A 13,246-nucleotide genomic window follows, 5' to 3' on the forward strand; every position below is an offset into this window, starting at 1 on the left:
TTTTCAGCGTTTTTCTCCGGCGGGGTGAATTACTTCACTCCCTGCTGAGCCGTCTGCGTTGCCGCTTTGCCGTCTCAGTGGTGGCGCATTATAGGCAGGTTCTGAGGAAGCGCAAGGGCAATTTTCAAGTTTTTATTCGTTCGCTTGAAAATTGCACAAAACCGCCTAAATCAGCCCTTTTTAATGCGTCCAGGCAGCTCTGACAGGCTATTAAGCACCCAATCTGCTGCATTTTCGCCATCAGCGGTAACTGGCTTACCCGTACGCACCAACACTTTAGTGCCCACACCTGCTGCTGCGGCTGCCTGCATATCTTCTATTTTGTCACCGACCATATAAGAAGCAGCCATATCGATATTCAGATGCTTCTGCGCAGAGAGCAGCATACCCGGCTGCGGCTTACGGCAATCACATACCTGGCGATACTCTTCTACTGTTGCATCTGGCAGATGAGGACAGAAATAGATGCCATCAAGATCGACATCACGATCCGCCAGCGACCAATCCATCCATTCGGTGAGCTGCATAAACTGGTCTTCGGTAAACATGCCACGCGCAATACCGGACTGGTTGGTCACCAGTACTAGCGCGAAGCCCATCTTCTTTAGCGCCTGCAACGCTTCAATGGTGCCATCGATGAATTCAAAATTATCGATTTCGTGAACATAACCATGATCGACATTCAGGGTGCCATCACGATCTAGAAAAATAGCGGGGACTTTGTTCGACACGTAGAAACTCCTGCTGCAAATAATGCCGCACAGTATCGCATGATTGCATATATAGAGAGAATGGCAGATTGAATGACTTCGATTGATTTAGCCGTCTGGATGCCTTAACATCCATCCAAATTTCACGCAGCGCGATCGCGTGAAACCCGATACACCACGGACAACGCAACACGATAACTATTAAACTAATGATTAAACTCGAAAACATTACCAAAGTGTTCCAGCAAGGTTCACGCACCATTCAGGCGCTTTCCAACGTCAGCCTGCACGTGCCTGCTGGACAGATTTATGGCGTCATCGGTTCTTCCGGTGCCGGTAAAAGTACGCTGATCCGCTGCGTTAACTTGCTTGAGCGTCCGACATCAGGACGCGTTCTGGTTGATGGTCAGGATATGACTGCTCTCTCCTCCTCAAAACTGACGCTGGCACGCCGCCAGATTGGCATGATTTTCCAGCACTTCAATTTAATGAACTCACGTACCGTCGCCGGTAACGTTGCGCTGCCGCTCGAATTAGGCAACTTATCACGTGAGCAGATCAAAAACCGCGTGACTGAACTGCTGGAGTTAGTTGGGCTGGCAGATAAGCACGACAGCTGGCCTGCGAATCTTTCCGGTGGGCAAAAACAGCGTGTGGCGATTGCGCGTGCGCTGGCCACTAATCCAAAAGTTTTGTTGTGTGATGAAGCCACCAGCGCCCTCGACCCAGCAACCACACGTTCCATCTTAGAATTATTAAAAGACATCAACCGCCGTCTGGGGATCACTATTCTGCTGATCACTCATGAGATGGATGTGGTGAAACGCATCTGCGACCAGGTTGCTGTTATCAGTAATGGCGAACTGATTGAGAAAGACAGCGTCAGTGAAGTGTTCTCACATCCTAAAACGCCACTGGCCCAGCAATTCATTCAATCGACGCTGCATCTGGATATCCCAGACGATTACCAGCAACGTATGACACCGCAAGCCACAGCTGAAAGCGTCCCGCTGTTGCGTCTGGAGTTCACCGGCAAATCAGTAGATGCGCCGCTGCTGTCAGAAGCTGCTCGTCGCTTCAATGTGAATAACAACATCATCAGTGCCCAGATGGATTATGCCGGCGGCGTGAAGTTCGGCATCATGCTGGCCGAGATGGATGGCAGTGAAACAGATACACAGGCAGCGATTGCCTGGCTGAAAGAAAATCATGTGAAAGTAGAGGTACTGGGTTATGTCTGAAGCGATGCTATGGTTACTGACGCGTGGCGTCTGGGAAACGCTGATGATGACCTTCGTCTCTGGTTTCTTTGGTTTTGTACTCGGCCTGCCCGTCGGCGTGCTGCTGTATGTCACTCGCCCAGGGCAAATTCTGGCCAATGGCACACTCTATCGCGTGCTCTCAGCGGTGGTGAATATCTTCCGTTCAATCCCCTTCATTATATTGCTGGTGTGGATGATTCCCTTCACGCGCATGATTGTCGGCACCTCCATTGGTTTGCAGGCCGCTATCGTGCCATTGACAGTGGGTGCCGCTCCCTTTATTGCGCGTATGGTTGAGAATGCGCTGTTAGAGCTGCCAACCGGTTTGATTGAAGCCTCACGCGCGATGGGCGCTACTCCCCTGCAGATCGTACGTAAAGTGCTGCTACCCGAAGCCCTGCCGGGTCTGGTGAATGCCGCTACAATTACTCTGATTACGCTGGTCGGCTACTCCGCCATGGGCGGCGCGGTCGGCGCAGGTGGCTTGGGTCAGATTGGCTATCAGTATGGGTACATTGGCTATAACGCCACTGTGATGAATACCGTGCTGATTTTGCTGGTTGTTCTGGTGTATCTCATTCAATTCTGTGGCGACCGCATTGTCCGTGCTGTGTCACATAAATAAGTAAACAACATCAATAGTCCTCTATTAAGGAAGGGATATGTCTTTCACATTTAAAAAGATTGCCGCTGTGGGTGCTCTGATTGGCGCAATTGCGCTGGCAGGATGCGATCAGAAAGCTAAAGATCCAAACCACATTAAAGTGGGTGTGATTGTCGGTGCTGAGCAGCAGGTTGCTGAAACCGCAGTGAAGGTCGCTAAAGAGAAATACGGTCTGGACGTTGAGCTGGTGACCTTTAACGATTACGTGCTGCCGAACGAAGCATTAAGCAAAGGCGATATCGATGTTAACGCCTTCCAGCATAAGCCTTATCTGGATCAGCAGATCAAAGACCGTGGCTACAAGCTTGTACCAGTGGGTAACACCTTCGTTTATCCGATTGCCGGCTATTCAAAGAAAATCAAATCACTGGATGAACTGCAAAACGGTGCACAGGTTGCGATTCCTAACGATCCAACCAACCTCGGTCGTTCACTGCTGCTGCTGCAGAAAGTTGGCCTGATCAAACTGAAAGATGGCGTGGGCCTGCTGCCAACCTCTCTGGATATCGTTGAGAACCCTAAAAACCTGAAGATTGTTGAGCTGGAAGCACCACAGCTTCCACGTTCACTGGACGATCAGCAGATTGCGCTGGCGGTGATCAACACCACTTACGCCAGCCAGATTGGTCTGACGCCAGCAAAAGATGGCATCTTTGTTGAAGATAAAGATTCTCCTTACGTAAACCTGATCGTCAGCCGTGAAGATAATAAAGATGCGGAAAACGTGAAGAAATTTGTTCAGGCATATCAGTCTGATGAAGTTTCTGAAGCCGCGAACAAAATCTTCAACGGTGGTGCAGTAAAAGGCTGGTAATTTTCGCCTTTGATGCCATCCAGGGCGGCTTCGGCCGCCCTTTCTTTTTGCTGACTTGTTATTTAATCCCGTCCTTGTTTCAATAACGCCACTTTTTACTACTGAGGATGTTGCCATGCGTTTTTTACCGCTCTGCTTGTTAGCATTGATGCTAACCGGGTGTGTCCGTGAATATCACCCAATAAGCAGTGCTCCTGCCCGCCCGCAACAATCATCCAGCCAACCAGAACGTAAGCCAGCTCCACGTCCTGCACCGGTAAAAATTTATACCGATGCCACCGATCTGGTCAGTAATCCGTTCCGCGATCTGGGCGAAGTCTCTGCCGATGATTGCCAAAGCAGCCGCCAGGATTCGCCACCGAATATCAATACCGCACGTAAGCGTCTGCAGATTAAAGCTGCCGGGATGAAAGCGAACGCGATATTGCTGCATAAATGCGAAATCGTCACCAGCACGCCAGGCTGCTATCGCCAGGCCATTTGCCAGGGCTCAGCACTGAAAGTTTCCAATCAATGAGTGATTTTGCCTTTGCGCAAATCGGCGTTATTCGTTCGCCGTGGAAAGAAAAATTTGCCGTACCGCGCCAGCCTGGCTTAGTTCAGGATGGCGGCGGCGAGTTGCATCTCTTGCCGCCTTATAATCAGCCAGAAGCGGTGCGAGGGCTTGAAGCCTTCAGCCATCTTTGGGTGCTGTTTGTTTTCCATCAGACCATGGAAGGCGGTTGGCGCCCAACCGTGCGCCCTCCTCGCTTAGGCGGCAACGCGCGCATGGGGGTTTTCGCCACCCGATCCACCTTTCGCCCTAACCCCATTGGCATGTCGCTGGTCGAGTTGAAAGGCATTCGATGTGATAAGCAGCAGGTGATTTTGCAACTCGGCAGTCTGGATTTAGTCGATGGCACACCGGTAGTCGATATCAAACCGTATCTGCCGTTTGCTGAAGCCCTGCCCGATGCCCGTGCCGGCTTTGCGCAGAGCGCCCCCGATGCCACCATGCCTGTGCGTTTCTCTGCTCTGGCGCAGCACCAAATCCAGCAGCAGAAAAACTATCCCCATCTGGCACGTTTTATCGCTGACGTTTTAGCGCAGGATCCCCGCCCAGCTTACCGTAAAGGTGAAGCGGAAGATCGTGAGTATGCTGCCTGGCTACTCGACTTTAACGTGCGCTGGCGTATCGATGATATCGGCACAGAAGTGATCGCTCTCGATCCACGCTAAAACAAGCTTTTGAGTGAATGATCTCGCTGGTACACTAGCCGCCAGAAAAATTTTTGTCCGTGTCCTTCCGTACAACTGGAATCGTAATCAATGCGTACTACTCAATATCTGCTCTCTACTCTGAAAGAGACGCCATCCGATGCGGAAGTGATCAGCCACCAGCTGATGCTGCGCGCCGGTATGATCCGTAAACTGGCTTCTGGTCTTTATACCTGGCTGCCGACCGGTGTTCGCGTGCTGCGAAAAGTTGAAAACATCGTACGCGAAGAGATGAACAACGCGGGTGCGATTGAGATCTCCATGCCGGTGGTTCAGCCTGCCGATTTATGGGAAGAGAGCGGCCGTTGGGAGCAGTACGGCCCAGAACTGCTGCGCATTAAAGATCGCCACGAGCGTCCGTTCGTGTTGGGGCCAACTCACGAAGAAGTGGTCACCGATTTGATCCGCAACGAGCTGAGCTCGTACAAACAGCTGCCGCTGAATCTGTATCAAATCCAGACCAAATTCCGTGACGAAGTACGTCCTCGTTTTGGTGTGATGCGCTCACGTGAGTTCATCATGAAAGATGCCTACTCCTTCCACATCTCACAGGAATCCTTGCAGGAAACCTATGATGCGATGTATCGCGCTTACAGCCAGAGCTTCAGCCGTATGGGGCTGGATTTCCGTGCGGTGCAAGCGGATACCGGTTCGATTGGCGGCAGCGGCTCTCACGAGTTCCAGGTGCTGGCGCAGAGCGGTGAAGATGATGTGATCTTCTCCAGCGAATCCGATTACGCCGCCAACATCGAAAAAGCGGAAGCCGTGGCGCCAGCGGGTGAACGTCCAGCGGCAACTCAGGCGATGACGCAGTTTGCTACGCCAAACGCGAAAACCATTGCTGAGCTGGTCGAGCAACATCAGATCCCGGTTGAGAAAACCGTGAAGACGCTGATTGTGAAAGGTACTGAAGAGAGCGGCCATGCACTGGTTGCCTTGCTGGTTCGCGGTGATCACGAGCTAAACGAAATTAAAGCCGAGCATCTGGATATCGTTGCCTCTCCACTGGAGATGGGCAGTGAAGAAGCGATTCGTGCAGCCGTTGGCGCAGGCTTTGGTTCAATCGGCCCGGTGGGTTTGAACATGCCAGTGATTGCCGACCGCACCGTGGCAAAGATGAGCGATTTCTCCGCAGGCGCGAACATTGATGGTCAGCACTTCGCCGGTATCAACTGGGTACGCGATTTGCCAGAAGCCCGTGTTGAAGATATCCGTAACGTCGTCGAAGGTGATCCGAGCCCGGATGGCAAAGGCACACTGCAGATCAAACGTGGTATCGAAGTGGGTCACATCTTCCAGCTGGGTACCAAATATTCTGACGCAATGAAAGCTGCCGTTCAGGGTGAAGAGGGTCGTAACCAGATTATGACCATGGGTTGCTACGGCATTGGTATCACCCGTGTTGTCGCCGCGGCCATTGAGCAGAACCATGACGAACGCGGCATCATCTGGCCGGCTGCGCTGGCACCGTTCGAAGTGGCGATTTTGCCAATGAACATGCAGAAATCGTTCCGCGTGAAGGAGCTGGCAGAAGAGCTGTACAGCCAACTCCGTGCCAAAGGCATTGATGTGATTCTGGATGACCGCAAAGAGCGTCCAGGCGTGATGTTCGCTGATATGGAACTGATTGGCGTGCCACACACCATCGTCATCGGTGACCGTAACCTCGATAACGAAGAGATCGAGTACAAGGCACGTTCATCCAGCGAGAAGCAGATGATCAAACAGCACGATATTGTCGAGTTCCTGGCAAAAGCGCTGAACAAGTAATACTGAAACGCCTCCAGCTGGAGGCGTTTTTCATTGCACTTTTCCCCGCATCGCTTTCACATTACTGCGCCGTGATTTCCCCTCCAGCCTCCGCTCTTTAGAGGCACGCGTGGGTCGTGTCGCTCGCCGAGTTTTTTCCACCGTGGTTAACTCACGAATCAGATTGATCAGCCGCTGCAGGGCCGCCTCGCGATTCATTTCCTGGCTGCGATACTCCTGAGATTTGATGATCACCACGCCTTCTGCCGTGATCAAATGGTGGCTCGCAGCCAATAGACGTTCCTTGTAGAACGGTGGCAGCGAAGAGGCATGGATATCAAAACGCAGATGGATAGCGGTGGACGTTTTATTCACATGCTGCCCGCCGGCACCTTGTGCACGAATGGCACTGAGCTCGACCTCGTTGTCTGCAAGTGAGACTGAACGCGACAGCACGATCATCTGTCACCTGCCTTTAAGAACGATGTTGTGTCGCGGAATAACCTGTTCATCAACTTAACCTTTTGTGCGCCGCCTTCCTGCTTAAGGCCAGCGCTGTGTGTCACTTTTACACTTTTCTTTGCACAGATCGCGGCTTCCCCTGGCTGATTTCCATGAAAATCCTGTGATATAGTCGCTTATCAACCAGAGTATTTAAGCTCTGCTGAGGGGGTGTATGTGCAAAAGTATTGTGAGTTAGTTCGCCAGAAGTATGCCGAAATCGGCAGTGGCGACCTGGGGTATGTGCCAGACGCGATAGGTTGCGCGCTAAACGCACTCAACGATATTGCCGCTAATTCTGCGCTAAACTCTTCTGTCAGGGAACAAGCAGCTTATGCTGCTGCTAACTTATTGGTGAGCGACTATGTTGACGAATGAAGCCTACAAACCCATCAACTGCGATGACTACGATAGCCTCGAGCTCGCCTGCACCAAACACTGGACGCTGTCTTTGGAGTTAAAAAACGGCGATCAGCTTAAGGCGAAAGCTGTTGACATGGTCTCACGTAAAAACGTGGAGTACCTGACGGTCGATCTCTCCGGTGAAACCCGCGAACTGCGTCTTGACCATATCGCCAGCTTCAGTCATCCCGAGCTGGGCACCGTCATCGTTAGCGAAGACGAATAACTACCACATCCGGGCGGGAATGCTATCCCGCCCTCCTCGCTTACGGCTTCAGCGAACTGTAATACGCCGATAAATCTTCCATATCCTGATCGCTCAATCCTGCCACAAACGCTTTCATCACTTCGGCCTGACCACCGCTGCGCTCCCCTTTTTTATATGCCTGCAAGGAGTGCAGCAGGTAAGGCGCATGTTGTCCGGCAAGATTGGGATAAAGCGGCACAGCACTTTTTCCTTCCGCACCATGACACGCCAGGCAGGTTGCTGCTTTTTGCGCGCCTGCATTCACATCGCCGTCGGCAAAAGCCGGCAACGCAGCGGTCAGCAGTGCTGCCGCTATCCAATGTTTCATCATTGCTCTCCATCTTATTGTTGTTGTAACCAGATCGCTTGCCAGCCTTGCTCATCACTGGCCGCACCCTCTCGGGTAACAAAAAGTCCCGGTGCGCAGATCAGCGTCTGGTTGTAGTAAATCAAAGGAATACGTTCACGCTGCCAGGGTGGCACACCTAACTCCTGCCACAGTTTTTTTATCTCCCGCCCTCCGGCGCGGCCCAGCAGATGATAATAGCCGCTGGCCTGAAAACGAACGTTGATCGATTCGTCCCCGGTGGGCTGACGCAAGGTGGCGATCGCCGGATTTGCCTGTAATACGCCTAAATTCTCGGGCAGCCGCAGCGCTTGTTCACGATCATGCCAGGTTAGCGAGTGCTGACTCAGCGATGCATGCGCGTTAAGCCAATACAGCCGCTGGCGATAACGGCGGAGTGTAAAGGCAGCAAAACTCAGGCTGGGATTGGCATCTTCACGGCTACACATCACTTCATCGGTGATACGTTTTAAGGCATCACGTGAAGGCATCGCGCCGCCCTGCTGTGCAATCCAGCGACGCAAAAGTGCATGCCGTCGCGCTTCGCTCATCGCCAGCAATGGCGGAAAATGCAGTGCGCCCTGTTCATCAGTGAGCTGGGCCAACTGTTCTGCCAACAGTTCATCCAGCAATTGCTCCTGCTCACCACACAGCGCGGCACTGCGGGCGCTGGCGGCGCTAAAATGTGGCCAGCGCGTCTGCAGCAACGGCAGAATGTCCTGACGAAGAAAATTACGGTCATAGCGGCTGTCGGCGTTACTCTCATCTTCAATCCAGCCTAAGCCGTGTTCCGTCGCATAGGCTTCGAGTTGCTGACGACTGATATCCAGCAACGGACGCAGGTGCGAATGTTTCCCCACCTGACGCTGGATGGGCATCCCCGCCAATCCTGCTGGTCCACTGCCCCTTTTTAACGCCAACAACAGCGTTTCACACTGATCGTCAAGGTGCTGAGCCGTAAGTAAGTGCTCACCGGGTTGCAGCTGATGAAATAACGCCTGGTAGCGTGCTTCCCGGGCCGCCGCCTCAATGCCCCTTACACGACCATCCACCTGAACGCGCAATATTTCGCAGGGAATCTGCCACTGCTGGCAGATATGCAGGCAATGTGACGCCCAGCGCTCCGCATTTGGGCTTAATCCATGATGGACGTGCAACGCGCGCACCTGCAACTCGGGCACCTGGCGTTGCCAGCTCACCAGCTGATGCATCAATACGGTGGAATCCAACCCGCCACTGAACGCCAGCACACAGCGGGCGTCGGGTGTCAGTAACGAAGCAAGATGGGAAAAGGACATAGCGTAATCCGTCAACGCGAACCGCCTGATTGCGGCCCGCAGCGGTGGCTAGTTTACGCTTGATACAGCTCCAGCGGCAAACCGTCTGGATCCGGAAAGAAAGTGCACGCTTTGCCGGTCAGGGCGTCAATGCGGATGGGTTCGCACACCACGCCTTTCGCAGCCAACGCCACAATCGACTGTTCAACATCATCAACACAAAACGCCAGATGACGCAGACCGCAGGCTTCCGGCCCACTGACGCGTGGCGGCGGCGAGGGGAACGAGAACAGTTCGATGGTATAAACCCCGTTTAGTCCCAGATCCCCTTTCCACGAATCACGCTCGGCGCGGTAATACTCACCCAGCAAATCAAAACCTAACACGTCACAGTAAAACGCCTTACTGCGCTGATAATCGGTGGCAATAATGGCAATGTGGTGGATCTGTTTTATCTGCAGCATAGCGGCTCCTAAAGAATCAGCCGCTAAGCCTACGTGCTCGGTAGCGCGCTGAAAAGAGGCAATTGTCCGAAGTTAACGGCTGTTTTCCTCACGTAGTACACGCACCAGATAGCGCCCATCGTCGGTGAGCGTTGCACCATGGATATCGGTTTCAAATCCAGGATAGTGCCGTCCAATAGTGCAGAGCATCAGCAGAAAATCGAGCACTGCACGGCTCTCCTCCGTGATCATCTCGCCTGGCATCACCAACGGCACGCCCGGCGGATAAGGCAGAATCATGTTGGCAGAGACCCGGCCCACTAACTCACGGATATCGACGGTTTCGACTTGCCCCTGCACCTGGCGCTGGAAGGCCTGATGCGGCGTCATTTTTGATTCTGGTAATACGTCGAACGCCTTCAGCATCAGACGTGGCAGATCGTGTTGTCGGATCAGATTATGAATGCCCTGCGCCAACGTCTGAATGCGCATATTGCGATAGAAATCGGGATCTTCGGCATAAAGATCCGGCAGCATATTTTTCACCCGCAGATTAAGATCGTAGGCGCGTTTGAATTCAGTCAGACCACGCAGCACGCTCATGGCTTTGGTTTTATCGATACCGATGCTGAACAGGAACAGCAAATTGTACGGCCCGGTCTTCTCTACCACCACGCCGCGCTGATCGAGGAACTTCGCCACCAGCGCCGCAGGAATGCCTTCATCCGCCATTTTCCCCAATTCACTCATTCCGGGCGTCAGGATGGTGACTTTGATCGGATCGAGGTACATGTGATCACGATCGGCATGGGTGAATCCATGCCAGTCCTCTTCGCCTGGCTGGATCGGCCAGCACTCAGCTTCATCGATCTGCTCAGGCTGCCAGATGTCGAAGAACCAGCCATCGCACTCTTCACGCAGTCGCTGAATCTCACGACGGAAATGCAGAGCGCGCTCAACTGAGCGATTGATCAATCGCTTGCCCGGATTACCGCGCAGCATCGCCGCCGCCGTTTCAATCGATGAGACAATCGCGTAACTCGGCGATGTGGTGGTGTGCATCATGTAGGCTTCATTGAAGGTGTCGTGGTCGTAATCACCTTTGATGTGAATCAGCGAGGCCTGCGAAAACGCCGCCAGCAGTTTGTGCGTCGACTGCGTTTCATAAATCACTTTGCCGGGAATACGCTCCCCGCTCATACCGCTTTTGCCGCTGTAGATCGGGTGGAAGTTAGTGTACGGCACCCAAGCTGAATCGAAATGAATCGACGGCACATCCAGCGTCTCTTTGATGTACTGGGTGTTATATAACAGGCCATCGTAAGTGGAGTTGGTGATGACGGCATGCACCGGCCAACTGGCGCGTGGTGTCTGATTAACTTTCTGCTGAATGCTATCACGCGTGAACTCCCGCTGCGGGATACCGCCCAAAATACCAAGTGCGTTGCGTGTCGGCTTGAGCCAGATCGGGATGATGTCGCTCATCATCAACAGATGGGTGAGTGATTTGTGGCAGTTACGGTCAATCAGCACCGTACTGCCTGCGGGTGCAGCGTACATCCCAACAATTTTGTTCGATGTTGAGGTGCCATTGGTCACCATATAGCTTTGTTCAGCACCAAAAGTACGCGCTACATACTCTTCTGCTTCGAGGTGCGGGCCAGTGTGATCGAGCAGAGACCCCAGTTCGGTGACAGAGATGGAGACATCCGCCTTGAGCGTGTTTGCACCGTAGAAGTCATAGAACAGGCTGCCCACCGGGCTTTTCTGGAAGGCGGTGCCGCCCATGTGGCCCGGCGTACAGAAGGTGTATTTGCCCTCTTTCACATAGGTGAACAGCGCTTTAGTCAGCGGCGGCATGATTTTATCGATGTATTCGTCGGTGTACTGGCGGATGTGCAAGGCGATGTCGTCAGCGGCATTGAGCGCGTACTCAAAGAATTGCAGCGCCATGCGCATTTCGTTAATGCTGACATCCATCTGCGAATGGGTGTTGATAAAGGCATACAGCGGCAGATATTCGTTGAGTTGATTGATGTCACTGCACAGCGCCAGACTGTAATCGTCCCAGTCAAAAACCACGCCGCAGATACGCGGGTTGTGTTCTATCAGTTTCAGCAGGTCACTGGCATTGTTGGGATAGACGGTCTGGAACCCTTGCAGCTTGAGGGCTGCGTCCAGTTCACGAATCGGTTCATCTTTGTAGAACGCGCCGTGCGGTCCCATGATCGCGATAATATTCAATGCTCACCTCCTGTGGTGTTATGGCACTGAATAAGGATAGCGAAAAGTGAGAGGTGAATGTTCTGGAATGCGGTGTTGTTGATAGTAGATGTAAGGCTGGGATGCGAGAGACCGTTGTTTAGGGGGGTGCTGAGAGTTGGGTGCTAAGGCCAGAAAAGGCCAGCCCGATCGCAAAGGAACAACGCATCCATGCAGATCGGCCGGGCCGTCCATGGCCCGGACGCTTTGCTCTTCGGCCTGGCCTTCTCTGTCCGGTTAGACTGTCATTGCTGCCCGACTCATAGCGGTCCGTACGATCGCGCTCAGTCATCAACGGACATAAAAAAAGCGGACCGGAGTCCGCTTTTCTTTATGAGCAAGCAGGCTTACGCGTAGCCGTAGCTCATCAGGCGCTGATAACGACGGTTAAGCAGCTCTTCCGTGCTCAGCACGTCGAGATCCGCCAGATCCGCCAGCAGTTGCTTTTTCAAGCTTGCCGCCATATCCACTGGTTGACGATGCGCGCCACCCAGAGGTTCAGGGATGATCGAGTCGATCAGCTTCAGCTCTTTCAGACGATCGGCGGTGATGCCCATCGCTTCAGCAGCCAAAGGCGCTTTATCAGCGCTTTTCCACAGAATAGAAGCACAGCCTTCCGGTGAAATCACCGAGTAGGTGCTGTACTGCAGCATGTTCACTTTGTCGCCCACGCCAATCGCCAGCGCACCACCGGAACCGCCTTCGCCAATCACAGTACAGATGACCGGAATTTTCAGACCTGACATCTCACGCAGATTGCGTGCGATGGCTTCTGATTGTCCACGCTCTTCGGCGCCCACACCAGGGTATGCACCCGGGGTGTCGATGAAGGTGATCAGTGGCATTTTAAAGCGTTCAGCCATTTCCATCAGTCGCAGCGCTTTACGGTAGCCTTCTGGTGCTGGCATACCGAAGTTACGACGGATTTTCTCTTTGGTTTCACGGCCTTTCTGATGGCCAATGACCATCACCGGACGACCATCAAGACGGGCAATCCCGCCGACAATCGCTTTGTCATCGGCATAAGCGCGGTCGCCAGCCAACTCATCGAAATCATCAAACGCGTTGCGGACATAGTCCAGCGTATAAGGGCGCAGCGGGTGACGCGCGAGCTGCGCAACCTGCCATGCACCTAAATCGGAGAAGATTTTACGGGTCAGCTCAACGCTTTTTTCGCGCAAACGCTGCACTTCTTCATCCAGATTAATATCGTGTTTCTCATCCGAACGGCCAATTGACTTCAGCGAGTCGATTTTCGCTTCCAGTTCTGCGATTGGCTGTTCAAAATCCAGGTAATTAAGACTCATAATGT

Annotated in this window: 16 protein-coding genes; 9 read left to right on the forward strand and 7 right to left on the reverse strand. The window is 53.0% G+C overall.

The annotated features are described in order from the left end of the window. Positions 1 to 203 (forward strand): hypothetical protein (locus VI01_RS25660; RefSeq protein ID WP_231638440.1); only part of this gene is annotated, 203 nt, incomplete at its 5' end. Here VI01_RS25660 and gmhB read toward each other — a convergent pair. Next, positions 171 to 731 (reverse strand): D-glycero-beta-D-manno-heptose 1,7-bisphosphate 7-phosphatase, encoded by a 561-nt coding sequence (gene gmhB, locus VI01_RS01865; RefSeq protein ID WP_045813794.1) that lies wholly within the window; start codon positions 729 to 731, stop codon positions 171 to 173. The two genes, VI01_RS25660 and gmhB, sit on opposite strands and share 33 nt — an antisense overlap. A 188-nt stretch (positions 732 to 919) precedes the next feature. On the opposite strand from gmhB, the gene metN reads away from it, so the two are divergent. The 6 genes from metN (at position 920) to proS (ending at position 6,477) form a co-directional block, all read left to right on the forward strand. Beyond that, positions 920 to 1,951, forward strand: a complete 1,032-nt coding sequence (gene metN / locus VI01_RS01870; protein ID WP_045813795.1) for a methionine ABC transporter ATP-binding protein MetN — start codon at positions 920 to 922, stop codon at positions 1,949 to 1,951. Then, entirely contained in the window at positions 1,944 to 2,597 is a 654-nt protein-coding gene (locus VI01_RS01875) for a methionine ABC transporter permease MetI (protein WP_034829428.1), read from the forward strand. Before metN ends, VI01_RS01875 begins: the two co-directional genes overlap by 8 nt. 37 nt (positions 2,598 to 2,634) lie before the next feature. Next, entirely contained in the window at positions 2,635 to 3,450 is an 816-nt protein-coding gene (locus VI01_RS01880; RefSeq protein ID WP_034829430.1) for a MetQ/NlpA family lipoprotein, read from the forward strand. Positions 3,451 to 3,565: 115 nt separating this feature from the next. Further along, entirely contained in the window at positions 3,566 to 3,967 is a 402-nt protein-coding gene (gene rcsF, locus VI01_RS01885) for an Rcs stress response system protein RcsF (RefSeq protein ID WP_045813796.1), read from the forward strand. Continuing rightward, positions 3,964 to 4,668: a tRNA (N6-threonylcarbamoyladenosine(37)-N6)-methyltransferase TrmO gene (tsaA, locus tag VI01_RS01890; RefSeq protein WP_045813797.1), complete on the forward strand. Its 705-nt coding sequence runs from the start codon at positions 3,964 to 3,966 to the stop codon at positions 4,666 to 4,668. The genes rcsF and tsaA overlap by 4 nt, the downstream gene beginning before the upstream one ends. Positions 4,669 to 4,758: 90 nt before the next feature. Then, positions 4,759 to 6,477: a proline--tRNA ligase gene (gene proS / locus VI01_RS01895; RefSeq protein WP_045813798.1), complete on the forward strand. Its 1,719-nt coding sequence runs from the start codon at positions 4,759 to 4,761 to the stop codon at positions 6,475 to 6,477. Between the two features lie 30 nt (positions 6,478 to 6,507). On the opposite strand, the gene arfB is transcribed toward proS, so the two are convergent. Next, positions 6,508 to 6,918, reverse strand: coding sequence for an alternative ribosome rescue aminoacyl-tRNA hydrolase ArfB (gene arfB / locus VI01_RS01900; protein ID WP_038648886.1), 411 nt, complete (start codon positions 6,916 to 6,918; stop codon positions 6,508 to 6,510). A gap of 216 nt (positions 6,919 to 7,134) precedes the next feature. On the opposite strand from arfB, the gene VI01_RS01905 reads away from it, so the two are divergent. Both VI01_RS01905 and rof read left to right on the forward strand, forming a co-directional pair. Next, positions 7,135 to 7,335 (forward strand): YaeP family protein, encoded by a 201-nt coding sequence (locus VI01_RS01905; RefSeq protein ID WP_013507964.1) that lies wholly within the window; start codon positions 7,135 to 7,137, stop codon positions 7,333 to 7,335. Then, on the forward strand, positions 7,322 to 7,585 hold the full coding sequence (gene rof / locus VI01_RS01910) for a Rho-binding antiterminator (RefSeq protein ID WP_038648888.1): 264 nt from the start codon (positions 7,322 to 7,324) through the stop codon (positions 7,583 to 7,585). The genes VI01_RS01905 and rof overlap by 14 nt, the downstream gene beginning before the upstream one ends. Positions 7,586 to 7,625: 40 nt before the next feature. Here rof and VI01_RS01915 read toward each other — a convergent pair whose 3' ends face one another. The 5 genes from VI01_RS01915 to accA all read right to left on the reverse strand — a co-directional run bounded on the left by VI01_RS01915 (position 7,626) and on the right by accA (position 13,241). Continuing rightward, the gene (locus VI01_RS01915) at positions 7,626 to 7,934 is read right to left on the reverse strand and encodes a cytochrome c (RefSeq protein ID WP_045813799.1); all 309 of its coding nucleotides are present in this window, start codon (positions 7,932 to 7,934) and stop codon (positions 7,626 to 7,628) included. Positions 7,935 to 7,948: 14 nt separating this feature from the next. Beyond that, positions 7,949 to 9,250: a tRNA lysidine(34) synthetase TilS gene (gene tilS / locus VI01_RS01920; protein WP_045813800.1), complete on the reverse strand. Its 1,302-nt coding sequence runs from the start codon at positions 9,248 to 9,250 to the stop codon at positions 7,949 to 7,951. Positions 9,251 to 9,303: 53 nt separating this feature from the next. Then, positions 9,304 to 9,693, reverse strand: a complete 390-nt coding sequence (locus VI01_RS01925; RefSeq protein WP_038648896.1) for a VOC family protein — start codon at positions 9,691 to 9,693, stop codon at positions 9,304 to 9,306. Between the two features lie 72 nt (positions 9,694 to 9,765). Beyond that, the gene (locus VI01_RS01930) at positions 9,766 to 11,916 is read right to left on the reverse strand and encodes a lysine decarboxylase LdcC (RefSeq protein ID WP_045813801.1); all 2,151 of its coding nucleotides are present in this window, start codon (positions 11,914 to 11,916) and stop codon (positions 9,766 to 9,768) included. A 365-nt stretch (positions 11,917 to 12,281) separates the two neighbouring features. After that, a complete protein-coding gene (accA, locus tag VI01_RS01940; protein ID WP_034829454.1) occupies positions 12,282 to 13,241 on the reverse strand; it encodes an acetyl-CoA carboxylase carboxyl transferase subunit alpha in 960 nt (319 codons plus the stop codon). Positions 13,242 to 13,246 lie beyond the last annotated feature (5 nt).

Source organism: Pantoea sp. SM3, assembly GCF_000963995.1.
Lineage (GTDB): Bacteria > Pseudomonadota > Gammaproteobacteria > Enterobacterales > Enterobacteriaceae > Pantoea > Pantoea rwandensis_B.

Bases quoted from the DNA above. Each gene is read 5' to 3' on its own strand.
- metN (WP_045813795.1), top strand. From the start codon at position 920: ATGATTAAACTCGAAAACATTACCAAAGTGTTCCAGCAAGGTTCACGC.
- VI01_RS01875 (WP_034829428.1), top strand. From the start codon at position 1,944: ATGTCTGAAGCGATGCTATGGTTACTGACGCGTGGCGTCTGGGAAACG.
- VI01_RS01880 (WP_034829430.1), top strand. From the start codon at position 2,635: ATGTCTTTCACATTTAAAAAGATTGCCGCTGTGGGTGCTCTGATTGGC.
- rcsF (WP_045813796.1), top strand. From the start codon at position 3,566: ATGCGTTTTTTACCGCTCTGCTTGTTAGCATTGATGCTAACCGGGTGT.
- tsaA (WP_045813797.1), top strand. From the start codon at position 3,964: ATGAGTGATTTTGCCTTTGCGCAAATCGGCGTTATTCGTTCGCCGTGG.
- proS (WP_045813798.1), top strand. From the start codon at position 4,759: ATGCGTACTACTCAATATCTGCTCTCTACTCTGAAAGAGACGCCATCC.
- arfB (WP_038648886.1), bottom strand. From the start codon at position 6,918: ATGATCGTGCTGTCGCGTTCAGTCTCACTTGCAGACAACGAGGTCGAG.
- rof (WP_038648888.1), top strand. From the start codon at position 7,322: ATGTTGACGAATGAAGCCTACAAACCCATCAACTGCGATGACTACGAT.
- VI01_RS01915 (WP_045813799.1), bottom strand. From the start codon at position 7,934: ATGAAACATTGGATAGCGGCAGCACTGCTGACCGCTGCGTTGCCGGCT.
- tilS (WP_045813800.1), bottom strand. From the start codon at position 9,250: ATGTCCTTTTCCCATCTTGCTTCGTTACTGACACCCGACGCCCGCTGT.
- VI01_RS01925 (WP_038648896.1), bottom strand. From the start codon at position 9,693: ATGCTGCAGATAAAACAGATCCACCACATTGCCATTATTGCCACCGAT.
- accA (WP_034829454.1), bottom strand. From the start codon at position 13,241: ATGAGTCTTAATTACCTGGATTTTGAACAGCCAATCGCAGAACTGGAA.